Below are 25,327 nucleotides of genomic sequence, written 5' to 3' on the forward strand. Positions count from 1 at the left end.
ATCCTTTCTATTTTACCATATTTTTCGAGAAATAATGCTGATAAAAGGCAGGTGGATAGAGCTTTTGTTGCTGTTTTTTAGGATACCGTTCATAATAGGCCCGAAAGTTACGATAATAATCATTTAGATTTTGACTTATTTGACAAAAATGACCATTTTCTATCGGCCTTACTTGGGGATACCAGTCCTGAGGCTTCGAATTTAATAAGTTCTTTCCTCTTAAGTAAGCTTGGGCTTGCTTCTTCATCCAATAGGGATTTTGATAATAGAGTTGTTTTTGAATGTAATGACAAATCTTCCTGTCCTGCTCAACTGAAAAAGTGATAAGGGCTTGTTGCTGATAAGGACTCCGTAAAATTTCAAGTAGATTTCCTTTGCCATAAGAAAATTCCTTGAGCTGATAATGGAGTTTTCCTTTCAAATCTTGGTGAAGGAGGTACTTGAGCCTCAAAACTTGTCTTTTATGGTCTAACTCCCAAAGATAAAATCCCATATTATGACTAAAATAAAGAAAATCTCTTTGAAGTTTAGTTAGTCGCTCTTTTAGCCAGAGCTTTTCACCGAGCAACCATAATACTTGAATTCCTGAATTTCTATAACCATTACTTCTCTCCTGCAACAGTTTTGAAGACAAGGGGCTGCATTGAACCTCAATGGCTAATTGCTTATTGATAAGGATATCTGCAATTTGCTTCAGTTCCTGTATCGGATATTCCATTTCTACCAAGGCATCATTCTGAGCCCAATTAAAAAGCGCTACCTTATTTTCTAGATGCTCTAGACTCTCATTTTCATAATAGTAGTCACACTGTTTGATGGATGTATGCGCAAAATGAGTACGGACATTTTTCCCTTTTCTCAAGCGAACACTTGTTCCGCAAGCTGGACAATAATAGTCTTGCTTTTTTGGCTCTTTCTCTAGAGCATTAATGTGCTTACCCTTCTCATCACTGGCTATAAACATATATACCCCTCTTTTCTATTTCATTCGAAAAGGATAAGAAAAAGGCCGATAAAATTAGCCTTTCTTCACTATAAAATCTGGTATCACTTCCGTTTGTTCTTCAAATATTTCTGTAACATGGGAATGAGATTTGATATCTGATCCTGTTTAATGATGGAAACACCATATTCTTGACAACGATTGCTAAAAACAGGGCTAATCCTACCAGAACATACAATCAATTTTAAACAATTATCTCCTGCAAAATGATTGGCATAAACCTCCAGTTCGTTAATAGCTTCAACTGCTAGATCCGTCATTTTACAAGAAATAAAAACTACAGAGTGATCTTTACGAAGAACTACATCAATTTCATTTTGGACATTGTCAGCCTCAGGGAAAATCCCATTCCAGTCAATTTCAGTACCAATCATACATTCATCAAAATACTCCGACTCGAGGGCTAGTAAATAGATATACAATTCTAAAATATGCCCTTTAGTTCGACATAACAGATGTGCTTCTGGTGTTGGGAATGTATAAGAAACAGTATCTGTTGTTTCCTCTTCTACTTTCAATAAATTAGCTTTTGTGAACAAAGGAATCAAGCTACTGGGGTAAGAATATATTTTTCCATTACTCTCCAAAACTTTTGCTGTTTCAGCATGAAAATCATTTGTTTTTGCCAGTGCAAAGAATTGGGTAATCTGATACCATTTTTCAGGATTTTCGATAGCATATTTGGCCAATTTTTTAATAGCTAGCACTTGCTTATTAGAATGCTGAGATCTTCTTGATTTAAGGACTTTTCCACCACGTAAGGCAATCAACTGCTCAATGGATAAACTGGGAATAGTTAAATTATTGGCCTTCCATTTTTTCTTGCCCCATGTATACTGCTTCCCTTTTTCAACATCCATAGAGACTATCTGGAATTGTTTCTCTAAACCATATTGAAACAAAATAATAGCTAATAGGGAATCTCCTCCAAAAACATCAATCGTAACTGAACTGAATTTATCAATGAATAGGTCTAGTTCTTTCCAAACATGATCAAGGTTAAACTGTCTAAAATGCACCCGTTTTATGTTGGGAACTTGGTCCATTATAAACTGTTTCAAGGACAGTCTTTCTTCTTCAGAAATTTTTTTCAAAGACAGAAACAAAATCTCGTCACAATTACTGACAAAAGCCTGATAGACATTTTTCTCAATGGTATGACGGTCGTATAGTTCAATTAAAAGACTAGTCATCTTAAGACCTCCTAGACAAAAAAGTCTGAAAGAATAGTGGTCGATCAGAATCGTTTTAAAGCTATCACAATTCTGTTTAATTTCATCGACTTCTCCTACTTCTAGTATAGCATAAATTGAGATTTCCCTTTCTTATGAGGATAACAAATAAGGAATAGAAAACGGCCGCTCTCTATTCCTTTTATTCATTTATTTTACTTTTTTAGCCAACATGGTCGCAAATCGTAGTTGAATGCGATTGCCATTTTCATCACGACGGTGCAGATGTCCTGGATTTTCATTGTACTTGACCAACTCCCACTCCTTGTAGTAGTCAGCCAATTCCCCTTCTTTAAAGGTGAATGGGAAGTTAACCGAGCAAGGATAATCCTCCGTGTTCATGGCACAGACGATAAGGTTGTAGCCCCCAACACTAGTTTGCTCCTGCATATTTTGGATGATAGCTGGAATACGGTCCGCTTGAAGAAACATGAGAACAACTGTTGAAACGATGAAATCATAGACTTGGCTAATGCTGGCTGAATTGATATCATAAAGTCCAACAGGCATGTCTAGATCCTCTTGCTCTACGATGTTTTGCAAGATTTCAAGAGATAGTTCATTTTGATCGACAGCTGTCACATCAAAACCTTGCTGGGCTAAGAAGAGAGAGTTACGGCCTTGACCACAACCCAAATCCAAGGCTCTTCCTGGTTTTACCGTCTGCAAAGCTTCTAAAACTTCCGAATGAACTGGATTAGTATTGTATTTCTTAGAGAAATAATCCTCCGGTTTACAATAGAATTCCAAGTACCATTCCACATCGTCTGTGGCAGCTTCTACTCTGTGCCAAGCTTGAGGTTGCGCCATAGGATTCTCAGCACCAGCTTTAAAGAGATGTTCAGCTATAACTTCTCCCTCTTCGGTCAACTCAATAAACTTAAGAATCCCTTTTAATACAGTAATCTTGCCCCATGTTCCAACCTTTGTATTGTGTTTCTTTTGAACAGCTTCTGGCATGGTGTCTTTATTCCAGACTGGCATGCGTTTGTATGCAACTAATTTTTCCATTTTATAACCCTTCTATCGATGGTTGACAGCTTTCATGACACGCGCAATATCACGATCTTGCTCACGACGTTTAATTGACTCCCGTTTGTCATAATCGTGTTTCCCTTTTGCAACTCCTAAGAGTAACTTGGCGTAGCCATCTTTTATGTAGACTTTAAGGGGAACCAGGGTCATTCCTGTACCTTTTGTTTCTTGCTCTAATTTTTGGATCTGCTTTTTATGAAGGAGGAGTTTACGACGACGTTCGGGTTCTTGGTTCCAGATATTGCCCTCCTCATAAGGAGCAATATGCACATTACTCAGCCAAACCTCCCCATTTTTCACTTGGGCAAATCCATCCTTGAGGTTGATACGAGCAGCTCGAACACTCTTGATTTCTGTACCAGTTAGAACCATACCAGCTTCAATGGTGTCAACAATTGTATAATCGTGTCTTGCTTTCTTATTTTGCGCGACGACCTTTCCCTCGCCCTTTGCCATGCTTAACTCCTTTCTTTGCTACTTCCTTATAAAAAGGTTTCTTGCTCTTTTTCTTCTTGTCCTTTGAAGAATGCTTGCGCTTATCACCTAAGCGACCAGATTTTCTCTTATTTTCTTTCTTTTCTGAACGACGACTTCTATCCTTTCGACCAGACTGTTTCAAACCTTTGTCAATAACATCAAATTCACTTGGAATAAAGGAGAAATCAATCTCACCAGTCATCTTATCCGCTCTTTCGACACGAATACGGATCTGCTGTCCTACACGGAAAGTAATTCCTGATTTTTCCCCACGAAGCGTCAAATCTCTCTCATTGAAATGATAAAATTCAGGCAAATTAGTGATGTGGATTAAACCTTCAACTGTATTTGGCAATTCGACAAAGAGACCGAATTTGACAATACTTGATACGACAGCATCATACTCTTCACCGACATACTCTTCCATGTACTCAGCCTTTTTCATGGCCTCGACTTCACGCTCTGCCTCGATAGCACGGCGCTCACGGTTGGAAGACTGGGTTGCAATCTCAGGAATGACCTGTTCAAAATGCTCCGCTACTTCTTTAGAACGTCCATAGTCTCGAATCATCCGGTGAACAAGAAGATCAGGATAACGACGAATTGGGCTGGTAAAGTGAGTGTAGTAGTCTGCAGCTAATCCATAGTGACCGTGATTATGCTCAGAATATCGAGCCTGCTGCATGGAACGCAGAAGCATCATGGATAATACATCTGCATATGGCTCACCTTCAACGGCACGCATGATGTCTTGAAGTGCTTCTTGACGAATCTCACTGGCGGTTCCATAGATACGCAATCCAAAACTTGAAGCGTAATCAATAAATTTCTGAACTTTTTCAGCTTTAGGTTCCTCATGGATACGATAGATAAAAGGTAGATCCAGCTTGCTAAAGTGTTCTGCAACTGTTTCATTGGCAATCAACATAAAGGACTCAATCATCCGTTCTGCTGTCCCACGATGACGAAGGACAATATCAACTGGTTTGCCTTTTTTATCTACTAAAATTTTAGCTTCATTGGTATCAAAATTTAAAGCACCACGCTTAATTCGCATACTTTCCAAAGTCTCATGGAGCTTGGCCATAAGTTCGATACTAGGAACGATTTTCTTATAGTCTTGTCTCTTCTCCTCATCACCTGCTAGGATATCATTTACATCACTATAGGTCATACGGAAACTTGTCTTGATAACAGTCTGAGTAATCGTGTAATTACGAACACGACCTTGTTTGTCAATCTCCATAATAGCTGACTGAGTCAAGCGGTCTACTTGAGGATTGAGGGAACAGATGCCATTTGACAGTCGTTCTGGCAACATTGGCACCACTCGGTCTGTCACATAGACAGACGTCGCGCGGTTAAGGGCTTCCTTGTCAAGGGCAGAACCCTCAGTGACGTAGTAAGAAACATCTGCGATGTGAACACCTAGTTCGATATTGCCATTCTTCAGGGGTTTGATGTGAACAGCATCGTCCAAATCTTTTGCGTCAGCTCCATCAATCGTAAAGGTAATTTCATCTCTTAAGTCCAGACGGCCTTCCATATCCTTCTCAGATGGTGCATCAGGAACCTTTTCTGCTTCTTTAAGAACAGCCTCTGGAAACTCGGAAACAATGTCCATTGACTCCAATACCTCAAGAACATCAATCCCTGCATCTGTTGAATGTCCAACCACATCTAGGACACTGGCGACAAAAAAATCGTGTTTCTTACTTGGGTATTTGTCGATAACGACCTTGAGAACCTCTGTCCCTTCCAACTTGATAGCTGGTTTCTTCACATAGATGGGTTGGCTGATTTTCTGATTTTTTGAACGGATGTAGCCCGCATACTTGGGCTTTTCCTGATCCAGAACGATTTGACCAACAACTGTCGTCAAACTGTGGTCTAAAATATCAATTATCTTAGCTTCAGCTGCTGTTCCTTTTTGACGATCTGCAACCTTTTTGATCACAATCTCAACAGTATCGCCATCAATAGCATAGTTAACATCATTTTTTCCTACAAAAAGGTCATCTTCTTCCCCCTCTAGGCTAACGAAACCAAATCCATTTTTATGGGCATGAAACGTTCCTTTAAGAGTAATCTCATGCTTTTTCTTCTGGCCTAAGGTTAGACTACCATCATCTTCAAAACGGATCTGGTGTTTTCTTTCCATCAGGGACAAGTTTTTTATCAACTCACGAAAATCCTTAGAACCATCCTTTCCGAGAGCCTGAGCCAATTCATTTACAGTGACTCGTCCCTTTTCTTGTAAATAATCTTTTATTCTATCTTTCATATTTTCTTTCTAGATTTTTTAATTTTCTTTTACTGTAAGACCTTCTCAAACATCATTTAATACTCAATAAAAATCAAAGAGCAAACTATAAAGCTAGGCGCAGGTTGCTCAAAGCACTGCTTTGAGGTTGTAGATAAGACTGATGAAGTCAGTCACATATATAGTACAAGCCGACGCTGACGTGGTTTGAAGAGATTTTTGAAGAGTATAAAAATAAAAATAGGCAAAGACCTAGTCCCGCCCATTATTTTCTTATCTACTTGATAATACCGTCAATGCTAAGGCAATGGCTAGCCAGAAAAAGACTAAGATTCCTGTCAAACGTTGCATTACGGCTTCAAAACCACGCGCTTTGCTGCGTTCAAACAAATCACCTGAGCTGGCATCAAATACATTGCTCGATTGATTTTTAGTTGGTTGCATAAAAATTGCAATCACAATCACAACAGATAATACTAATAAAATGGTTAATAATAGGTTATACATATCAAACTCCTTAAAATCCCTATTATTTTACCATAAATTCTACTTAGATTCAAGATGTAGAGTCACTTTTCTTTCTTTCGGACAATACTTTAAGACTTCAATCTTATCTGGATGGGTTTTAGAGTTCTTGCTGGTTAAATAATTCATGCTACCACAAGAGGAGCATTTGAGATTGATTTTTACACGCACTAGATTTTTGTATTTGATACTATTTTAATCTAAGATGACTTGAATAAACAATACCAAAATTCTCCTTCCTAACAAAGTTATTCAAAGACGCATTTCTTCAAGTAAATGAACTACTTGAGTTATCAGTTGCTTCTGATTTCCATTATTATCTAGACTATGACCCGCTAGAACCATTTTTCTTTCTAGAGGCCATTGGGAGTTTAACCGGGATTCGGCTGCTTCTTTTGAAATTTGGTCCCGTTTCATCAATCGATCCAATTGAACATCGCGATTTACATAGACTAACCAAGTTTCGTTAAACCATGAAGCATAGTTTTGTTCAAAAAGCAAGGGAATATCCATAAAAAAGAGTGCTTCTGTCTGATCCAACTGATTTCGTAATGCCGCCAACTCCTCTCGAATAATCTCTCCTTGGGTTCTCTCAGACCATTCTTGCTCTTTGGGATTTGAAAAAATAAGGCTAGCAAGTAAGGGACGATTCAATTCACCACTTTCAAGAAGAACCTTGTCCCCAAAATGCTCCACTATGATTTGATAAAGTCGTCCACCGGGTTTTTGCAGTTGGTGAACCACTGCATCCGCATCCACTACTTCAAATCCATTTTGCCTTAGAAATTCTGTAACGGTTGACTTCCCAGAAGCAATGCCACCAGTAATTCCAATTATTTTAGCCATTACTTTCTCCTTTGACACTTTGGACAAAAGTGAGTTCCACGACCACCAAGCTGAATCTTTTCGATGATGGTTCCACAACGCGAACAAGATTGACCTGCCTTGTCATATACTTGATGCGATTCCTGCATGGTCCCATCTTCTCCAAATGCATTGGTATAAGTGCGAATGGTTGAACCACCTTTTTCAATAGCCTGCCCTAAAACATTGATCGTTTCATCATGGACTTTTCTGGCCTCTTGCGCTGTTAAACTATTAGAGGTTCTAGAAGGATAAACTTTTGCTCTCCAAAGAACTTCATCAACATAGATATTTCCCAATCCTGCAACGAGAGTCTGGTCCAGCAAATGAGATTTGATGGGCTTTTTTGATTTTTTCAAGGCTAGTTTAAAACTTCCTAAATCAAAATCCTTCTCAGTGGGTTCCGGACCAAGTTTCTTGGACAAAAAGTAAGCTTCTAAAAGTTCAGGAGTAAGCAACTCCATCGTCCCAAATTTACGGACATCCTCATAAACTAAAGTCCCACCATCTTCAAAATGAATCAACACATGAGCATGTTTCCGTTCTGGCACTTGATCTGGGTAATAAAAATACTTCCCTTCCATTCTCAAATGAGAGATTAGAACTTTGTCGGATAAATAGAAAAGCAGATACTTGCCACGACGTCCCATTGTTTGAATAACCTGACCAGGCAATTCCCTCCGAAATTCATCCAAATCAGTTTTAATCATCTTGGGGTAAAGAATGTCAATGGTTGTAATCGTCTTCCCCAGAATTAATTTTTCCAGACCACGCCGAACTGTTTCAACCTCAGGTAACTCAGGCATAGCTCCTCCTTCTCTAAAAACAAGAAGCAGGCTACAGCCCACCTCTTCTTAATATTCTTTTTTGTTATAGCCAAAGTCAGCCAAATCCAGCTTTTTATCTCGCCAGTTTTTCTTGACCTTGACCCATGTTTCTAGGAAGACCTTGTCTCCTAGCATAAGTTCGATATCTTTACGAGCCATAGTTCCAATTTTTTTGAGCATAGCACCACCTTTGCCGATGATGATTCCCTTTTGGCTGTCACGTTCAACCATGATGGTTGCTCGGATATGAACCTTGTCTGTCTCCTCATCACGTTTCATAGAGTCTACCACTACCGCAACTGAGTGGGGAATTTCTTCACGAATTAAGTGTAAAACTTTCTCACGAATCATCTCTGAGACCAAGAAACGCTCTGGGTGATCTGTGATTTGATCGGCTGGGAAGTATTGGAAACCTTCTTCTAAGTTTTCGCTCAAAATATCAATCAAACGCGAAACATTATTTCCTTGCAGGGCTGAAATCGGTACAATTTCTTTGAAGTCCATTTGACTACGGAAGTCATCGATTTGGGCCAAGAGTTGGTCTGGATGAACCTTATCAATCTTATTTACGACGAGAATGACAGGGACCTTTGCAGCTTTCAGGCGTTCGATAATCATATCATCCCCCTTCCCACGCGGTTCATCTGCTGGCACCATAAAGAGAACCGTATCGACTTCTCGAAGGGTACTGTAGGCAGACTCTACCATGAAGTCCCCAAGGGCTGTCTTTGGCTTGTGAATCCCTGGTGTATCGATAAAGACGATTTGTTCCTTATCGGTCGTGTAGATTCCCATAATCTTGTTGCGCGTTGTCTGCGCCTTGTCACTCATGATAGCAATTTTTTGCCCCATGACGTGATTCAAAAATGTTGACTTCCCAACATTGGGACGCCCTAAAATAGCTACAAAGCCTGATTTAAATGTCATAGTTACCTCTATTAAAGTTTAAAATAGCAAATCCCAAATCCTAGGGATGAAAATGATAAGTCCAGTCACTGTAGCAAATAAAGACACAACAAGAACTGCACCAGCAGCCATGTCTTTAGCTTTCTTTGCCAACATAGAGAAATGATAATGGCTAGCTAAATCAACTACGTTTTCAATAGCAGAATTCAAAATCTCAAAAGCAATGACTAGGAAAATGCTTAATAAGAGAAAGAGCCATTCAATTCTGGAAACTTGAAAAACAAAGCCTGCAAGAACAACCAAGAGAGAGGTCACTGCATGCTTTCTCATATTACGCTCTTCTTTTATGGCAGTAAAAATACCTGTCAGGGCAAAATCTAAACTTGAAAGCAAGTCACGATTTTTCCATTTTCGTTTATTGTCTTGTGAGTCCATAGGCTATTAAAATTTCTTCTTGTAAACCGAACATCTCCGCTTCTTCTTCCGGAGTGTAGTGATCATAACCGTTGATATGTAAAAAACCGTGAACTGCTAAGAAGCCCATTTCACGTTCAAAACTATGACCGTAGTCTTCAGCTTGCTCATGGGCCTTATCAATTGAAATGAATAGCTCACCGATATAAGAATCAAATTCTGACATCATTTCTGCTAAGTCAGGATCTTCTGCCAAATCTTCTTCATCAAAGGTAATCTCTAATTCAGGCTTATACTCAAGGCTGATAACATCTGTTGGACGGTCAGTATCACGAAACTCTAGATTGAGTTCATGACTCCGTTCATTGGTCACAAAAGTGACTGCCATCTCCTTGTCTTCTTTTCCAATCTTTTTCGCAGCAAATTCCAAAATTTCTTGTGTTTGCTTTAAAATTTCTTTAGAAACCTGATTAGTTTCATCTACCATTTCAATATACATGCGTTTCTCGATTCTCTTTACTTGCCTTTATTATACCATATTTCTATGATTTTATTCTACCTTTTTGATATAATACTATGGAATACATTCAAGAGGAGAAAACAATGTCATTTGATGGATTTTTTTTACACCACATGGTTGAGGAATTACGGACAGAACTGCTAAATGGCCGTATCCAAAAGATTAATCAACCTTTTGACCAAGAATTGGTCCTACAAATCCGTAGCAACCGTCAAAGTCATCGCTTGCTCCTTTCTGCGCATCCTGTTTTTGGGCGCATCCAGTTGACAGACACGACCTTTGAAAATCCCGCTCAACCTTCTACCTTTATCATGGTCTTGAGGAAATATTTACAGGGTGCGGTCATCGAATCTATTGAGCAGATTGAAAATGATAGAATCGTTGAAATCACTGTTTCTAACAAGAACGAGATTGGTGATGATATTCAGGCAACACTTATCATTGAGATTATGGGAAAACATAGTAATATTCTTCTCGTAGACAAATCTAGCAACAAAATTCTTGAGGTGATTAAACATATTGGTTTCTCTCAAAATAGTTACCGAACCCTTTTGCCTGGTGCTGCTTACATCGCCCCACCAAAAACAGAGGCTCTCAATCCTTTTACCATTAAGGATGAAAAATTGTTTGAAATCCTACAAACACAAGAGTTAACTGCTAAAAACCTCCAAAGCCTCTTTCAAGGTTTAGGTCGAGACACGGCAACCGAGTTAGAAAGACAACTACTCAGTGATAAACTAGCCAATTTCCGAAGCTTTTTTAAGCAAGAAACCGACCCTTGCTTAACGGATAAATTATTTTCTTGTGTGCCATTTTCGAATAAATTAGACGTAGATTTTTCAAGTCTTTCTCAACTACTCGATGTCTATTACAAAGACAAAGCTGAACGTGATCGGGTGAAGCAACAGGCTAGCGAACTCATTCGCCGAGTTGAAAATGAACTGCAAAAAAATCGTCAAAAGCTTAAGAAGCAAGAAAAAGAACTGCTTGCGACTGAAAATGCTGAGGAATTCCGACAAAAAGGTGAATTACTGACGACTTTTCTTCATCAAGTTCCAAATGACCAAGACCAAGTCGTCTTAGACAATTATTACACCAATCAGCCAATTACAATCGCACTTGATAAAGCCTTAACACCTAGCCAAAATGCACAAAAATACTTTAAACGATATCAGAAGTTAAAAGAGGCCGTTAAATATCTGACAGAATTAATCGAAGAAACAAAATCTACTATTCTGTATCTGGAAAGCGTGGAGACAGTTCTTAAGCAAGCAGGACTCGATGAAATTGCTGAAATACGTGAAGAATTAATTCAAACTGGCTTCATTAGAAGACGGCAGCGAGAGAAAATTCAAAAACGTAAAAAGCCAGAGAAATATCTGGCTAGTGATGGTAAAACCATTATTCTCGTTGGACGAAACAATCTTCAAAACGAAGAATTGACTTTTAAGATTGCACGGAAAGATGAACTTTGGTTCCACGCTAAGGACATCCCAGGAAGCCACGTTGTCATCTCAGGGAATCTGAATCCTTCTGATGAAGTCAAGACGGATGCAGCGGAACTTGCTGCCTACTTTTCGAAAGGGCGCCTATCGAATCTCGTTCAAGTAGATATGATTGAGGTGAAAAAACTCAACAAACCAACTGGTGGAAAACCTGGTTTTGTCACCTATACAGGACAAAAAACCTTACGTGTCACACCAGATTCCGAGAAAATTCAATCTATGAAAATCTGATTTTAGCACTATTCTAAAACTCTTACTAGTTCACTTTTATACAAAAATAGGAGGGGGAGCTCAATGCTACGGCATATTAAATCAACTATCACTATTATATTCGGAGCTGCTATCTTTGCCTTTGGACTTACTTATTTTGTTGTTCCACATCACTTGTTTGAGGGTGGAGCAACGGGGATAACCTTGATTACTTACTATCTCTTTAATATCCCTATCTCACTGATGAATATCTTGATAAATATCCCACTCTTCCTGCTAGCTTGGAGGATATTTGGTCTAAAATCACTATACTCCAGTCTACTTGGAACTATTTCCCTATCTGTCTGGTTAGCTATCTTTGAGAAAATTCCTCTTCAGTTTAACCTTGAGGGAGATCTCGTAGTGGTGTCTTTAGTATCTGGTGTCCTCCTAGGAGTTGGACTCGGTATTATTTTCAACGCAGGGGGAACAACTGGTGGAACTGATATTGTCGCTCGTATCCTTAATAAATACACCAATATTTCAGTCGGCAAATTGCTTTTTGGACTTGATTTTCTCATTCTGATGCTGATTTTAATCATCTTCCAAGACCTTCGCCTCGTAACCTATACTCTCTTATTTGACTTTATCGTTTCAAGAGTCATTGACCTAATCGGTGAGGGTGGATATGCCGGTAAAGGATTTATGATTATCACTCAAAAACCGATGGAATTAGCCGATAAAATTAACGAAGAACTTGGTCGCGGCGTTACCTTTATCTCAGGACAAGGCTACTACAGTCAAAGAGATTTAAAAATTGTCTACTGCATTGTCGCAAGAAATGAAATTGTGAAGATGAAAGAGATGATTCATACAATTGATCCGATGGCTTTTATCACTATAACGGAAGCTCACGAAATCCTTGGTGAAGGTTTTACCTACCCAGCAAAAGACTAAGTCTCTTAAATTTAAAACAAAAAAGTAACTTCAATCATTGAAGTTACTTTTTTTATTGTCATATCATCAATTATTTTTCTGCTGTAAGTGCAGCCATTGTGATGTAGTTGTATGGTTTATTGAAGTGTGGCAAGAAGAATAGGTCTGTCAATGCCAATTTATCAATTGTAACGTGTTCTTGAATAGCAAGTGAGAACATGTGAATTCCCATGCTAATTGCTGAATCACGAGATACCATTTGTGCACCAAGGATTTCACGGCTGTCTTTATCGAAGACAATCTTGATAGCTACTTCATAGTTGTCATGCTTCATAAATTCTGGTTTTTGAAGATCATTGAAGCCAGTTTCAGTTGCATTGTAACCTGCAGCTTTTGCTTTTTCGAGTGTCAAACCAGTTGAAACCATGTGAAGACCATAGATAGAAATACCATTTGATCCTTGAACACCGATTCCTTCAAGTTCATGTCCACAAGCGTTGAAAGCACCTACGATACCTGTACGTACAGCGTTTGAAGCAAGTGCGATATAGCTAGTGTCTTTACGTGCATTGTCATAAACAGTCGCACAGTCACCCACAGCGTATACACCTGGAATTGAAGTTTCTTGTTTCTTATCAACAAGGAAGGCACCATTACGGAAGAGTTCGACCTTACCGTCAGCAAGAGCAGTATTTGGACGGAAACCAACTGCAAGAACAACCATATCCACATCAAATGTTTCTTTGTCAGTTACCAAGCGTTCAACTTTACCGTTACCTTCGATAGCTTTTACTGTTTGACCAAGTGCCAAACGGATGTTGTTGTCTTCCAAGTTTTTAGCCATCATTTGAGTGAAGTCTTTATCGTAGTATCCGTTCAATACTGTGTCAACGATATCAACAAGCACAACTTCTTTTCCAAGACGTTCGAAAGCTTCAGCAAGTTCAACACCGATGTATCCACCACCGACAACAGCGATACGTTCAAGGTGTTTGCTCTTATCAGCAAGTTTGTTGATAACTTCTTCAGCATTTTGATACAATTTAACGAATTGTACGTTTTCAAGAGTTGCTTTAAACTCGCGGTTACCTTTGACAATTTCAACACCTTCGATTGGTGGCAAGATTGGAGTTGAACCAGTAGCGAAAATCAATTTGTCATATGATTCTTTGTGTTCTTTACCGTCAACTTCAGCAGTAACAACTTTATTGTCATAGTCAATTGAAAGAACTGGTGAGTTCATGTAAACTTTAGCACCTTTTGCTTCCAATTTTTCTTTATCAGAGTAGAACAATCCTTCAGGACCGTCGATTTGCTCACCAATCCAAAGAGCCATTCCACATCCAAGGAATGAAATGTTTGAGTTTTGGTCAAATACAACAATTTCGTTTTCGTTTCCAAAGTTGTCCAACATAGTGTTGATACATGCAGTTCCAGCGTGGTTAGCACCCACGACTACGATTTTACTCATAAGATAAATCCTACCTTTATTTTTTTATTTACCTTTCAAGTATACCATTATCTGTGAACGTTTTCAAGATTTTTGACCTGTTTGATGTTATTTAAGAAACTTTTTGAAATATATGTTAATTCGTTTTCAAAGCCTTATCATAGCTTTTTGGACTTTTTAAAATTCTTGCAAGCATATTTCTTGACTTTTTGTAAAAAATAATTTGTGAAAACGCTGACTTTATGATATTCTATTTATATGGAAATGAAATATAAATTCTTAAATTGTGATACATTCAAGATTTGTAGCTATTTCCGAGTGATTTGAAGGGAGTTGATTCTTTGTCTCTCAGTTCATCATCTGAGCGATTAATGGGAACTACGATTACTATTTCTTTAGTCCATGAACAAGCGGACAATCTTCTCCGTCAAGCTTTTGATTTGCTAAAGGAACTTGAATTTCGCTTCAGCGCTAACAGTTCTGAATCCGAATTAATGGAAATTAACTATCAGGCAAGTATTGCCCCAGTTAAAGTCCATCCTGATTTGTTTGAACTCATTTCATTAGGTCTGGAACACACTCTAGCACCTGGAAGTCATCTCAATATCAGTATCGGCCCCTTGGTTCAAACCTGGCGTATCGGATTTTCCGATGCAAAGGTGGCAAGCCCTGAAGAAATTGCTTCAGTCTTACCACTAATCAACCCCCATATGATTAAACTCGATTCAGTTGATTCAACTGTCTACCTTGAAAAAAAGGGAATGAAAATCGACTTGGGTTGTTTAGCAAAGGGTTATAGCGCGGATAAGGTTGCCACTTTCTTGAAAGAGAATGGCGTTACTTCTGCTCTTATCAATCTTGGAGGAAACATCCTCACAATTGGTAATAACCAGGCAAAAAGCGGTCAACCTTGGCAAATCGGTATTCAAGATCCAACTCACCCACGTGGTAATCACCTGATGACCTTATCCATTACTGGAAAATCAGTTGTTACTTCTGGAATTTATGAACGGCATCTTGAAATCAATGGCAAAGATTATCATCACATTTTCGATAGTGAAACGGGCTATCCAATCGAAACGGATTTAGCGAGTTTAACGATCATATCTGACCGCTCAGTTGACGGAGAGATATGGACCACACGATTATTTGGCGAACGTAGCGCTTCTATTATGTGGCAAGTCGAAAATATTGAAGGTATCGAAGCCATCATCATTGACAAAGATGGACACGTTTTTTGTTCATCTGGTATCCAACGGTAATTAATTAATAACGCAAAAGAGAAAGGAAAGCTCATGCTAAAACTTATTGCTATTGTAGGAACTAACTCTAAACGTTCCACAAACCGTCAACTGCTTCAATATATGCAGAAACACTTTGCTGATAAAGCAGAAATCGAATTGGTAGAAATTAAAGATCTACCTGTATTTAACAAACCAGCTGACAAACAAATCCCAGCTGAAGCTACGGAAATCGCTGCTAAAATCGAAGCTGCTGATGGAGTTATTATCGGTACTCCAGAATACGACCACTCAATCCCAGCTGTTCTTATGAGCGCTCTTGCTTGGATTTCATATGGTGTATTCCCGCTTTTGAACAAACCTGTCATGATTACAGGTGCTTCATATGGTACACTCGGTTCATCACGTGCTCAATTGCAACTTCGTCAAATTCTTAATGCTCCTGAAATCAAAGCAAATGTTCTCCCAGATGAATTCTTGCTTTCACATTCTCTTCAAGCATTTGATCAAAATGGTGACTTGGTAGATATTGATGTCATCAAGAAATTGGATGCCATCTTTGATGACTTCCGTATCTTTGTTAAAGTTACTGAGAAATTGCGTAACGCACAAGAACTTCTTCGCAAAGATGCTGAAGATTTTGATTGGGAAAATTTGTAAGATAGGAGATCGAAAGAATGAAATTTGTTGGACTTGTTGGATCAAACTACGATCAATCATATAACCGCAAACTCTTGGAGTTCATCCGCCGTCAGTTTAAAATTAAATTTGAACTAGAAGTTTTGGAAATCGATGAAGTTCCAATGTTTAACCAAGACGAAAAATGGGACGAGAGCTTCCAGTTGCGCCTTCTTTACAATAAAATTACTCGTGCTGATGGTGTCATTATTGCTACTCCTGAGCATAACCACACTATTTCTGCTTCACTCAAGTCTGTTCTTGAATGGCTTTCATACGAAGTTCATCCATTTGAAAACAAACCTGTCATGATTGTGGGTGCTTCATACTATGATCAAGGAACTTCACGTGCTCAAGTTCACCTTCGTAAAATTCTTGATGCACCAGGAGTAAATGCCTACACATTACCAGGTAATGAGTTCCTTCTTGGAAAAGCCAAAGAAGCTTTTGATGCAAAAGGAAATATTATTAACGAAGGAACTGTTAAATTCCTTGAAACTTGCTTAGATAACTTTGTCAAATACGTAGGAGTCGTATCTAATTTGAAAAAACCAAAACCAATTGAACCAGAAGACTTGGATTGTGGAAAACCAATTGCCACAACTATTACAGAAGTTGACCCTGATGATCCAGAATGGGTAGAAAAAGTTGCAGAAATCACAGGAGCTGTATCTGGTGATACATACGTTAAACTTGACCATGGTATCCTTACAGTTAACCAAATTGACATGTTCTTAAAAGCGATGCCTTTTGAATTGACATATGCTGATGACAACAACCAATTCCTCTACTACAACAACGCTCACCAAGATCCAGAAACAATGTTTGCGAAACGTGTACCACCTCAATCTGGTAGCCGTATGTCAACAGTTCACGGATCACTTCCACCTGCACGTATGAAAAACGTTGAGTGGGTTATTGGTACGCTTCGAAATGGCAACCAAGAGTACGTACGTACAATTGTTCCAGGTTCTCCTGCTGGTGTTATCAACACTCACAACTACCAAGCTATGTACTATCCTGATGGATCATATGCTGGTATCAATGAAATTGTCTTTAACTTCCAACCATGGCTTGACTGGTACTTGAAAGAAACTGGTCAACGTTTGGTAGGCGGTAGCGGACCTTTTGCTCCTGCTGCTGGAGGTCATGGTGATGCAGATGCTACTTCTGGTGCTTCTGACTCAGCCGATGGAGGCCACGGTGATGCAGACGCTACTTCTGGTGCAAGTAACTAATACGTAACAAAAAGGAACCAATCATGGTTCCTTTTTAATAAAACGAAACCTCGATTAGCATTCACTAACCGAGGTTTTGTTTTATTTATGAATTTGGATCATCTAGACTACGACCATGCAAGCCTTTTTCACGTTGTACTTGGCGAAGTTTTTCAGGAGTTACGTCATTTCCTTCCTCATCTACGATTTTAATACCTTCAACATGGTGACGAACTGAACGACGATAGCCTTCGATATACTCTTCACGAAGCTTGGCTTGTTCTACTTTTTCTTCTGCAGTCAAACCTTCTGTTTTTTTCTTTTTCGCAAGCTCATTAATACGAGCGATTTTTTCTGGTGTCATGTTTGAACCTCCAATTTAATTTCTATTTTGTATTAAGAAGATTAAAAGCAGCGATTGTTTTTGCTTTATTCACAAGTTCGACAAGAATAGCCAAACGATTATTCTTAACATCAACATCCTCTGCCATAACCATGGTATTGTCAAAGAATGCATCAATAACTGGACTAAGAGCAAATAATTGTGCTAATTTATCGCTAGCTGAACCTTTCAATTCAAGATTTTCTATCGCTTGAGCTAGTTCTTTTTCTTGTTCATTTTCAAAGAGACTGGCATCAACTTTAACGGAACCTTCTGCCTTTTCTGCTAGGTTGAAGGCACGAGATAGAGACTCAACTGATGATTTGTAATCTTCACTTTTCGTGGCTTCCGTTAGAGATTCTGCAACTTCAATCATATCAGAAACAACAAAGTTTGAACTTGCCAGAACAGCTTCTTTAATATCTTTTGCAGTAGAGCCCATCATCTTATCAACACGAGCTTTGATGAAGTTCAGTACTTCTTCTTGGTTATCGTAGGTTAAACTATCAAAAGATAAAGCATAAAGGCTCGCAATCAACTCGTCCATTGGAATATTCCAACCAAATTCTTCTAAAATACGAACAATCCCTTGTGTTGCACGACGGAGGGCATAAGGGTCGTTTGAACCAGATGGAATCAATCCAACAGAGAAGAAAGATAAGAGAGTATCTAATTTATCAGCTAGTGCAAGAATAGCACCCACTTTAGATTCAGGAAGAGCTCCTTCAGCTGAATCTGGAAGATAGTGCTCACGAATAGCTTGCGCCACTGTAGCATTTTCGCCTGCAAGAAGAGCGTACTTCTCACCCATGATTCCTTGAAGCTCATCAAACTCACCAACCATACCAGTTAAGAGGTCAAATTTATAGATGGCTGCAGCACGAGCAAGGTCAATTGTTTCATCAACTGATAAACCAGCTTTTTCTGCTAGCAGGATAGCAATCTGCCCTGTACGAATCATGTGTTCACGAAGAGAACCAATCTTTTCATGGAAGGTAACGTTTGAAAGTTTAGCAACTAAATCTTCAATCTTGAGTTTTTGGTCTTCACGCCAGAAGAATTCTCCATCTTCCAAACGAGCAACCAAGACTTTCTCATTTCCTCGAATGACATTTTCCAAGTGTTCAGCATTTCCGTTACGAACTGAAATGAAGTTTGGTCTTAGGTTTCCATCAAGATCACGGACAACAAAATAACGTTGATGAGTTTCCATTGAAGTAACCAAAACTTCTTCTGGAACTTCAAGGTATTTAGGATCAAAATTACCAATAAAGGCTGTTGGGTATTCAACCAGATTTAAAACTTCATTCAGAAGACCTTCATCAATCTGTACTTGAACGCCTTGTTCCACTCCGATAGCCTTGATTTGTTCACGAATCATATTTTCGCGTTCAATGCTATCAGCAATGACATAGACTTTTCGTAAGTCTTCTTCATAACTATCAGCATGACGGATTTCAATTTCATGTCCAAGGAAGCGATGTCCACGACTGACTCTGCCTGAATGGATATCAAGGAAATCCATATCAAGTGCTTTATCATCCAAAAGGATAGTCAAAGTATGGACTGGACGGATGTATTCAAAGGTATTATTTGCCCAGTGCATGCTGACAGGAAAACTTAAACCAGCTAAAACTTCTGGAATTCCAGCTAAAACTTCCTCGGCCGGTTTTCCAGCTTCATGTTTGGTTACGTAGACATATTCTTCACCTTTAATTTCACGGAATTCAATATCATCAACCGTCAAGCCTTTTCCACGGACAAATCCTTGGGCAGCTTTAGAGAAATTTCCTTCTGCATCCAAGGCAATTTTCTTAGAAGGTCCTTTAAAATCTTCAGTCAAGTCTGTTTGTTGGTCTGCTAGACCAAGAACGCGAACAGCCAAACGACGTGGAGTCGAGAAGGTTTGAATTCCTTCGTATGAAAGGCGGTTCTCATTCAAGAAGGCTGCCATTTTTTCACCTAGTTGTTTTTCACTTGGTGTGACAACGTAGGCTGGTAACTCTTCAAGTCCTAGTTCTACTAATAAGTTTTTTGTCATGTTTTTTCCTTTACAAAATTAATTTTCTTCAACAAGACCTTTAGTAGTGGGGGACGCAAGCAAACCTTCGGTTTCATTGCTAACTGCCAAGCCTTAAGTCTCGTCAGTTCCCCAGTCGGATAAGAAACTTCTTATCCGACTTTCACTACAGCGGTCTTGTTTTATTTAGCGACCTACGGTCGACTTTCAGTCATTTATTCCTGTAATTCTGTCTATTCTTCCTCTTCTGCTAGGAGTTGAGCACGGGTTGCTTCGTCTAGCAGTGGGTATCCGAGTTTTTTGCGTTCTGCAACGAAAGTTTTAGCTACTACACGGGCCAAGTTACGGATGCGAGCAATGTAACCGGCACGTTCTGTAACGGATACAGCTCCACGAGCGTCGAGTAAGTTAAAGGTGTGTGAACATTTTAGTACATAGTCATAGGCAGGGTGAACAAGGCCTAACTCTAACGCACGTTCTGCCTCTTTTTCGAATTTTTCGAAGTTAGAAAGAAGCATATCTTGGTCTGAAACTTCAAAGCTGTATTTTGAGTGCTCGTATTCTGGTTGAAGGAAGATTTCTCCGTATTTAACTCCTGGAGCCCATTCGATATCATAAACTGAGTCTACTTCTTGGATATAAGAAGCTAAGCGTTCCAATCCGTAGGTAACCTCAGCAGTAACAGGACCTGTTGCTAAACCACCGACTTGTTGGAAATATGTGAACTGCGTGATCTCCATACCGTCAAGCCAAACTTCCCAACCAAGACCTGCAGATCCAGTTGATGGGTTTTCCCAGTTATCTTCAACGAAGCGAATATCGTGTTCCAATGGGTTAATGCCCAATTTTTCCAATGACTCAAGGTAGAGTTCTTGGATATTTGAAGGTGATGGTTTCATAACCACTTGGAATTGGTGGTGTTGGTAGAGACGATTTGGATTTTCTCCGTAACGACCGTCAGCTGGACGACGTGATGGCTCTACATAAGCCGCATTCCATGGCTCCGGACCAATGGCACGAAGGAAGGTGTAAGGACTCATCGTACCCGCACCTTTTTCATTATCATAAGCCTGCATGAGCATACAACCCTGGTCATTCCAGTATTGTTGCAAAGTCAAAATAATTTCTTGGAAGGTTAGTTTATTGGACATATTTTACTCCTTTATTTTATATTATCTTTTTAGGTTTATTTATCAAGCAACCAAGAAAAAGCTGGATCCTGAAAAATATGACGTTTGGGAATAGTTTGTAAATTCTGATCGCATTCATCTATTGTACCTAATTTCAAAGCACAGACTTCTGGTATATTTTCTTGAACAGTGAAAATTTGACTATGACAGTTCTGGCAGTAATAACGCTGTTTTCCTGGAGAAGAACTATACGTAAGAAGCTTTTCTTTTCCATGCAATACTAGATTTTTACTGCTAACTTTAGCATTAACTGTATAAGCAGACGCAGTTGCTTTCCGACAGAATGAACAGTGGCAAAAAACTAATTCAGATAATTCCTCATCTAGAGTGTAAGTCACTGCTTTACATAAACAAGATCCTTTAAGCATTGTACTCCTTTCTACTTAGGCATTAGACGAATTCAAAAAGAACCGAATTTCAACACCCAAGCCTTGCGACTAGGGGCGTCAAAAACGCGGTTCCACCCTAATTTATTACTTCATTATCTTTATTAAAATACCAAAAGCGCCACACTTATCACTCAATCACCTGACTCTCACTATCTCAGGCTCGCTTAGGATTTACCTATAAGATATTCTTTCTTGGGTCTATTATAACAAAATGAAATTCAAAAGTAAATTATTTTCATAAGGAATCTTTTCTAAATCATCTAAACTAGACATACCAATTTAACATCGTTGTCCCTTTTTTGCCCCTTTTTGAACAAAAAGAAAAACCGCTACTCCTAAGAATAGCGGTTTAATCATGTTTTTAAGCTACAAATGTAGTCGCTCTATTATTTAAGAGTAACTGAAGCTCCAGCTTCTTCCAATTTAGCTTTGATTTCTTCAGCTTCTGCAGTTGCAACGCCTTCTTTAACAAGTGCTGGTGCACCGTCAACAAGTTCTTTAGCTTCTTTAAGTCCAAGACCAGTGATTTCACGTACAACTTTGATAACGCCAACTTTTTTGTCACCAGCAGCTGTCAATTCAACGTCAAATGAGTCTTTAGCAGCACCTGCGTCAGCAGCACCTGCTGCAGCAACAGCTACAGGAGCAGCTGCAGTTACACCAAATTCTTCTTCGATAGCTTTTACAAGGTCGTTCAATTCAAGGATTGAAGCTTCTTTAATTTCAGCAATAATGTTTTCAATGTTCAATGCCATTGTTATTTCCTCCAAATAAGTTTAAATTTAATTTTGTTATTTTTTTGTAGCTAGGCTACGCTGCGTAGCTTATAATTAAGCTGCGTCTTCTTTGTTGTCTGCAACCGCTTTGACTGCAAGAGCAACGTTGCGCACTGGCGCTTGAAGTACAGAAAGGAGCATAGAAAGAAGTCCTTCGCGGTTTGGAAGAGTTGCAAGAGCAACGATTTCTTCTTTTGATGCGACAGCGCCTTCGATTGCACCACCCTTGATTTCAAGTGCTTCAGCGTTTTTAGCAAAGTCGTTCAAGATTTTCGCTGGTGCGATAACATCTTCGTTAGAAAATGCTACTGCAGATGGTCCAACAAAAACAGATGCAAGATCTTCAAGACCAGCTTTTTCAGCTGCACGACGTAAGATTGAGTTTTTAATAACTTTATACTCAACTTCGCTTCCACGAAGCTCACGACGAAGAACTGTATCTTGTTCAACTGTCAAACCACGAGCGTCAACAACGACGATTGATGCAGCAGCTTTCATTTTCTCAGCTACTACGTCAACTAGTTCCGCTTTCTTAGCAATAATTGCTTCACTCATTAGTGTGTTCACCTCCGTAATTATTTTGCTTGGGGAATTTTTCCAAAAGAAAAACGCGCCCAAACCTAGACACGAAAGTACAATACGCTTCTTTTTACATGATACGTTTTGTCCTCGGTAGGATATTTATGAGTCTTGCTCCCCTACTGTCTTAGGCAGTTTTTTCAAACCGTTTATTAGTTTAACATACTTGAGAATATAAAGCAAGAGTTTTCTCCTCCTTTTTTTTAAAAAATTTCTTTTTTATTTTAGATTGTAATGTACATGTGACAAGAGTTTTTATACTTGACATGTCTGTTTATTTATTGTACTATACAACTGTATATACAGATAAAAAGGAGTTATTATGAATACACAAAAGAAAACCCAATTCATGACTTTAACCGCATTGCTAACCGCTATCGCTATTTTGATTCCCTTGGTGATGCCCTTCAAGATTGTTATTCCACCCGCTTCTTACACTCTAGGAAGTCACGTAGCCATTTTTATTGCTATGTTCCTTTCTCCTTGGATGGCAATCTTTGTCATTATAGCTTCCAGCCTAGGATTCCTCATGGCTGGTTATCCAATTGTCATTGTACTTCGAGCTTTCTCCCATATCTTTTTCGGCACTTTGGGAGCCTTCTATCTTCAAAAACATCCTCAAACCTTAGATAATCCTAAATCCTCTTTGATTTTTAACTTTATCCTAGGTTTGGTTCATGCCATCGCAGAAGTTTTTGCTTGTATTATCTTTTATGCGGGAACTGGAACAAATGTAGAAAATATGTTCTATGTCTTATTTGTCCTGGTTGGTATTGGTACAATTATCCATAGTATGGTAGACTATTACTTAGCATTAGCTGTTTATAAAGCACTAAAAAAACGCCATTAAGAAAGAGACTATGACAAAAAATAGAAAAGAAGCCCTCTTACAACTTTTAAAGGAATCACAAAAACCTCTAAACGGCCAAAGTTTAGCAGAACATTTTCATGTCACTCGCCAGATTATTGTTCAGGACATTGCTGTTCTTCGTGCAGATGGCGCTCCTATATTATCAACCAATCGTGGATATATCTATAAGGAAAGTAAATCAAATCCTTATGTACATAAACTTTTTAAAGTTAAACACGGAGAAGAAGATATAGAACAAGAACTCCTTGCCATTGTTGATAATGGTGGACGAGTTCAAAATATCCAGATAGATCATCCTGTTTACGGAGAAATCGAAACCCTCCTCAAACTAAGTTGCCGTAGGGATGTCGAGCATTTCTTAAATCAAGTCAAGACTTCAGATTTTCGACCTTTATCTGAATTAACAGATGGCGTCCATTATCATTTGATTGAAGCAGAAAATAAACAAGACCTTCTCTATATCGAGCAGGCCTTAGACAAGTTAGGTTATTTAGTAAAGGATTAGAATATTTTCTTTTCCCATCCATCTTCTGTACGATGACGATAGAAAAATTCTGACTTATCTGGAGCTTCCATCATCTCCATCAAAGGTAACATATCATAGGCCAGATCCAAATTTGGAATCTGGTCTTTTTGTACCCAGGAAACTTCTCCTTCATCTGAGGAACGAAGGGTACCAGAGAACTCAGTAGCCTTGTAACAAAAGACAATATAACGCTCACCTGTATCTAACGGCCAATTTTTAATGCCGACAAGTTGAGGATTTTGGATTGTCAGACCTGTTTCTTCATAGATTTCACGAATAACAGACTCTGCAAAGGCCTCTCCATCTTCAATATGACCTCCTGGAAAAGCATAACCAGACCAGTGGTTGGTTTCGGGCGAACGATACTGCATAACCACGCGCTTCTTTTCAAGATCTTCAATCAGACAAATATTTGTTAAAATCGTTAATTGTGCTCGAGACATAGGATTCACTTTCTAGGATTTAATTTTCTATCTTGTACTTAACATTAGACTTCATAATCAAAGGATTAACCAAGTCGTGATATTCATGAGTTTCATGGAGCAAGGATCCTCGGATAATTCTAATTTCATTTTTTTCCTTATTCACATAGTAGTCTAAATTAATAGGCATGGATGAGTCTGGAACCATAGATAAAATAAAGAAAATTACAAACCAGATTAGGAGAGCAAAGAATCCACTGAGAGCTTGAAAAATCAGATGATGCCATTGAAAGATTCTCGTTTTATAGAAGACAGTCCATGGCTGAATAAATAAAGTTAAGCAAAGACCAAAGAACCAGATATTCCACAAGACTGGGGTAAAAGCTAAGCCAAACAATCCTAAGATAAAATGAATCGGGGCGAATACCAGGAACAGAAGGTAAATTACCCTAAATACAGTCAGATGTTTCAGCATGATTAACTCCTTTTCTTTTCAATATATTTCATTACTAGAGTTATAATAGATGCCAAACTGAAAATGATCAGATAAGTTGCAATAGGAAACCAGATGTAGCGGTGGTCTAGAGTTAGCAAGGTAGGAATAGTCTTTCTATTTCGACCCATTATTCCAAAAAATAAGTGAAACAACAAACCTAATCCATTTAGGTACAAGAATGGGTCTGCAAAATCTTGTACTGTCAGCATTCCATCAAAATTATCTCTAAAAACACTTTGATAAAGCATGTTCACTAAGAATATAAGATTCAGAAAGAGCGGGAAGAGATAATTGAAGTTTTGATAGGATTTTGGAATAAGAGTTGTTCCAAACAACAAATAGATTATCCCAAAAGCTGAGAAGAAAAATATACTACTATCTATTAGAAAAGCTA

28 protein-coding genes and 1 other annotated feature are annotated in these 25,327 nt (G+C 38.7%); of the genes, 7 read left to right on the forward strand and 21 right to left on the reverse strand.

What is annotated here, in order from left to right:
- Positions 1-7: 7 nt before the first annotated feature.
- The 12 genes from NGI26_RS04470 to ybeY form a co-directional block, all read right to left on the reverse strand.
- Entirely contained in the window at positions 8-964 is a 957-nt protein-coding gene (locus tag NGI26_RS04470) for a competence protein CoiA (RefSeq protein ID WP_251936589.1), read from the reverse strand.
- An 83-nt stretch (positions 965-1,047) separates the two neighbouring features.
- Positions 1,048-2,196 carry a Card1-like endonuclease domain-containing protein gene (locus NGI26_RS04475; protein WP_251936593.1) on the reverse strand — a complete coding sequence of 383 codons (1,149 nt, stop codon included), beginning with the start codon at positions 2,194-2,196 and terminating at the stop codon, positions 1,048-1,050.
- 189 nt (positions 2,197-2,385) lie between these two features.
- The gene (gene tehB / locus NGI26_RS04480; RefSeq protein ID WP_251936596.1) at positions 2,386-3,246 is read right to left on the reverse strand and encodes an SAM-dependent methyltransferase TehB; all 861 of its coding nucleotides are present in this window, start codon (positions 3,244-3,246) and stop codon (positions 2,386-2,388) included.
- A gap of 12 nt (positions 3,247-3,258) precedes the next feature.
- Positions 3,259-3,726 carry an SsrA-binding protein SmpB gene (gene smpB / locus NGI26_RS04485; protein ID WP_251936599.1) on the reverse strand — a complete coding sequence of 156 codons (468 nt, stop codon included), beginning with the start codon at positions 3,724-3,726 and terminating at the stop codon, positions 3,259-3,261.
- Positions 3,689-6,031, reverse strand: a complete 2,343-nt coding sequence (gene rnr / locus NGI26_RS04490; RefSeq protein ID WP_251936601.1) for a ribonuclease R — start codon at positions 6,029-6,031, stop codon at positions 3,689-3,691. Before rnr ends, smpB begins: the two co-directional genes overlap by 38 nt.
- A gap of 252 nt (positions 6,032-6,283) precedes the next feature.
- Complete coding sequence (secG, locus tag NGI26_RS04495; RefSeq protein WP_000282517.1) at positions 6,284-6,517, reverse strand: preprotein translocase subunit SecG; 234 nt, start codon at positions 6,515-6,517, stop codon at positions 6,284-6,286.
- A gap of 39 nt (positions 6,518-6,556) precedes the next feature.
- On the reverse strand, positions 6,557-6,706 hold the full coding sequence (gene rpmG, locus NGI26_RS04500) for a 50S ribosomal protein L33 (protein WP_007519517.1): 150 nt from the start codon (positions 6,704-6,706) through the stop codon (positions 6,557-6,559).
- Positions 6,707-6,787: 81 nt separating this feature from the next.
- Positions 6,788-7,381, reverse strand: coding sequence for a dephospho-CoA kinase (gene coaE, locus NGI26_RS04505; RefSeq protein WP_251936604.1), 594 nt, complete (start codon positions 7,379-7,381; stop codon positions 6,788-6,790).
- Positions 7,381-8,205 (reverse strand): DNA-formamidopyrimidine glycosylase, encoded by an 825-nt coding sequence (gene mutM, locus NGI26_RS04510; protein ID WP_251936607.1) that lies wholly within the window; start codon positions 8,203-8,205, stop codon positions 7,381-7,383. Before mutM ends, coaE begins: the two co-directional genes overlap by 1 nt.
- A gap of 48 nt (positions 8,206-8,253) precedes the next feature.
- Positions 8,254-9,153: a GTPase Era gene (gene era / locus NGI26_RS04515; RefSeq protein WP_251936609.1), complete on the reverse strand. Its 900-nt coding sequence runs from the start codon at positions 9,151-9,153 to the stop codon at positions 8,254-8,256.
- An 18-nt stretch (positions 9,154-9,171) separates the two neighbouring features.
- Positions 9,172-9,567 carry a diacylglycerol kinase family protein gene (locus tag NGI26_RS04520; protein ID WP_251936611.1) on the reverse strand — a complete coding sequence of 132 codons (396 nt, stop codon included), beginning with the start codon at positions 9,565-9,567 and terminating at the stop codon, positions 9,172-9,174.
- Positions 9,548-10,045 carry an rRNA maturation RNase YbeY gene (gene ybeY / locus NGI26_RS04525; protein WP_251936613.1) on the reverse strand — a complete coding sequence of 166 codons (498 nt, stop codon included), beginning with the start codon at positions 10,043-10,045 and terminating at the stop codon, positions 9,548-9,550. Before ybeY ends, NGI26_RS04520 begins: the two co-directional genes overlap by 20 nt.
- A gap of 104 nt (positions 10,046-10,149) precedes the next feature.
- Here ybeY and NGI26_RS04530 point away from each other — a divergent pair, with 104 nt between their 5' ends.
- Both NGI26_RS04530 and NGI26_RS04535 read left to right on the forward strand, forming a co-directional pair.
- On the forward strand, positions 10,150-11,802 hold the full coding sequence (locus tag NGI26_RS04530; protein ID WP_251936615.1) for an Rqc2 family fibronectin-binding protein: 1,653 nt from the start codon (positions 10,150-10,152) through the stop codon (positions 11,800-11,802).
- 63 nt (positions 11,803-11,865) lie between these two features.
- Positions 11,866-12,717: a YitT family protein gene (locus NGI26_RS04535; RefSeq protein ID WP_251936618.1), complete on the forward strand. Its 852-nt coding sequence runs from the start codon at positions 11,866-11,868 to the stop codon at positions 12,715-12,717.
- Positions 12,718-12,787: 70 nt separating this feature from the next.
- Here the strand turns inward: NGI26_RS04535 and nox are convergent, their stop codons facing one another.
- Positions 12,788-14,167: a H2O-forming NADH oxidase gene (nox, locus tag NGI26_RS04540; protein WP_251936620.1), complete on the reverse strand. Its 1,380-nt coding sequence runs from the start codon at positions 14,165-14,167 to the stop codon at positions 12,788-12,790.
- Positions 14,168-14,487: 320 nt separating this feature from the next.
- Here nox and NGI26_RS04545 point away from each other — a divergent pair, with 320 nt between their 5' ends.
- From NGI26_RS04545 to NGI26_RS04555, 3 genes are read left to right on the forward strand one after another with little or no spacing between them, the layout of a single operon-like run.
- Entirely contained in the window at positions 14,488-15,408 is a 921-nt protein-coding gene (locus NGI26_RS04545) for an FAD:protein FMN transferase (protein ID WP_251936623.1), read from the forward strand.
- Between the two features lie 33 nt (positions 15,409-15,441).
- Positions 15,442-16,047: an NADPH-dependent FMN reductase gene (locus NGI26_RS04550; RefSeq protein ID WP_251936626.1), complete on the forward strand. Its 606-nt coding sequence runs from the start codon at positions 15,442-15,444 to the stop codon at positions 16,045-16,047.
- A 17-nt stretch (positions 16,048-16,064) separates the two neighbouring features.
- Positions 16,065-17,303 (forward strand): NAD(P)H-dependent oxidoreductase, encoded by a 1,239-nt coding sequence (locus NGI26_RS04555; protein ID WP_251936629.1) that lies wholly within the window; start codon positions 16,065-16,067, stop codon positions 17,301-17,303.
- A gap of 85 nt (positions 17,304-17,388) precedes the next feature.
- Here the strand turns inward: NGI26_RS04555 and NGI26_RS04560 are convergent, their stop codons facing one another.
- From NGI26_RS04560 to rplJ, 6 genes are all read right to left on the reverse strand, one after another.
- Positions 17,389-17,646, reverse strand: coding sequence for a DUF896 family protein (locus NGI26_RS04560; protein ID WP_036754683.1), 258 nt, complete (start codon positions 17,644-17,646; stop codon positions 17,389-17,391).
- A 22-nt stretch (positions 17,647-17,668) separates the two neighbouring features.
- A complete protein-coding gene (gene glyS / locus NGI26_RS04565; RefSeq protein ID WP_251936632.1) occupies positions 17,669-19,705 on the reverse strand; it encodes a glycine--tRNA ligase subunit beta in 2,037 nt (678 codons plus the stop codon).
- 212 nt (positions 19,706-19,917) lie between these two features.
- Positions 19,918-20,835, reverse strand: a complete 918-nt coding sequence (glyQ, locus tag NGI26_RS04570; protein ID WP_251936636.1) for a glycine--tRNA ligase subunit alpha — start codon at positions 20,833-20,835, stop codon at positions 19,918-19,920.
- A gap of 35 nt (positions 20,836-20,870) precedes the next feature.
- Positions 20,871-21,242 carry a GFA family protein gene (locus NGI26_RS04575; protein ID WP_251936656.1) on the reverse strand — a complete coding sequence of 124 codons (372 nt, stop codon included), beginning with the start codon at positions 21,240-21,242 and terminating at the stop codon, positions 20,871-20,873.
- 407 nt (positions 21,243-21,649) lie between these two features.
- Positions 21,650-22,018 (reverse strand): 50S ribosomal protein L7/L12, encoded by a 369-nt coding sequence (rplL, locus tag NGI26_RS04580; protein WP_001196963.1) that lies wholly within the window; start codon positions 22,016-22,018, stop codon positions 21,650-21,652.
- A gap of 75 nt (positions 22,019-22,093) precedes the next feature.
- Positions 22,094-22,594, reverse strand: coding sequence for a 50S ribosomal protein L10 (gene rplJ, locus NGI26_RS04585; RefSeq protein ID WP_001287274.1), 501 nt, complete (start codon positions 22,592-22,594; stop codon positions 22,094-22,096).
- A gap of 38 nt (positions 22,595-22,632) precedes the next feature.
- Positions 22,633-22,768: a sequence feature (ribosomal protein L10 leader region), on the reverse strand.
- Positions 22,769-22,940: 172 nt separating this feature from the next.
- On the opposite strand from rplJ, the gene NGI26_RS04590 reads away from it, so the two are divergent.
- On the forward strand, positions 22,941-23,468 hold the full coding sequence (locus NGI26_RS04590; RefSeq protein WP_001095970.1) for an ECF transporter S component: 528 nt from the start codon (positions 22,941-22,943) through the stop codon (positions 23,466-23,468).
- A gap of 10 nt (positions 23,469-23,478) precedes the next feature.
- The gene (locus tag NGI26_RS04595) at positions 23,479-23,994 is read left to right on the forward strand and encodes a transcription repressor NadR (RefSeq protein WP_251936659.1); all 516 of its coding nucleotides are present in this window, start codon (positions 23,479-23,481) and stop codon (positions 23,992-23,994) included.
- Here NGI26_RS04595 and NGI26_RS04600 read toward each other — a convergent pair.
- Both NGI26_RS04600 and NGI26_RS04605 read right to left on the reverse strand, forming a co-directional pair.
- Entirely contained in the window at positions 23,991-24,458 is a 468-nt protein-coding gene (locus NGI26_RS04600) for an 8-oxo-dGTP diphosphatase (RefSeq protein ID WP_251936664.1), read from the reverse strand. The genes NGI26_RS04595 and NGI26_RS04600 overlap by 4 nt on opposite strands.
- Before the next feature lie 19 nt (positions 24,459-24,477).
- Entirely contained in the window at positions 24,478-24,912 is a 435-nt protein-coding gene (locus NGI26_RS04605) for a hypothetical protein (RefSeq protein ID WP_251936670.1), read from the reverse strand.
- Positions 24,913-25,327: the final 415 nt, after the last annotated feature.

Origin of the sequence: Streptococcus sp. Marseille-Q0941, from assembly GCF_943736975.1 — a bacterium.
Lineage (GTDB): Bacteria > Bacillota > Bacilli > Lactobacillales > Streptococcaceae > Streptococcus.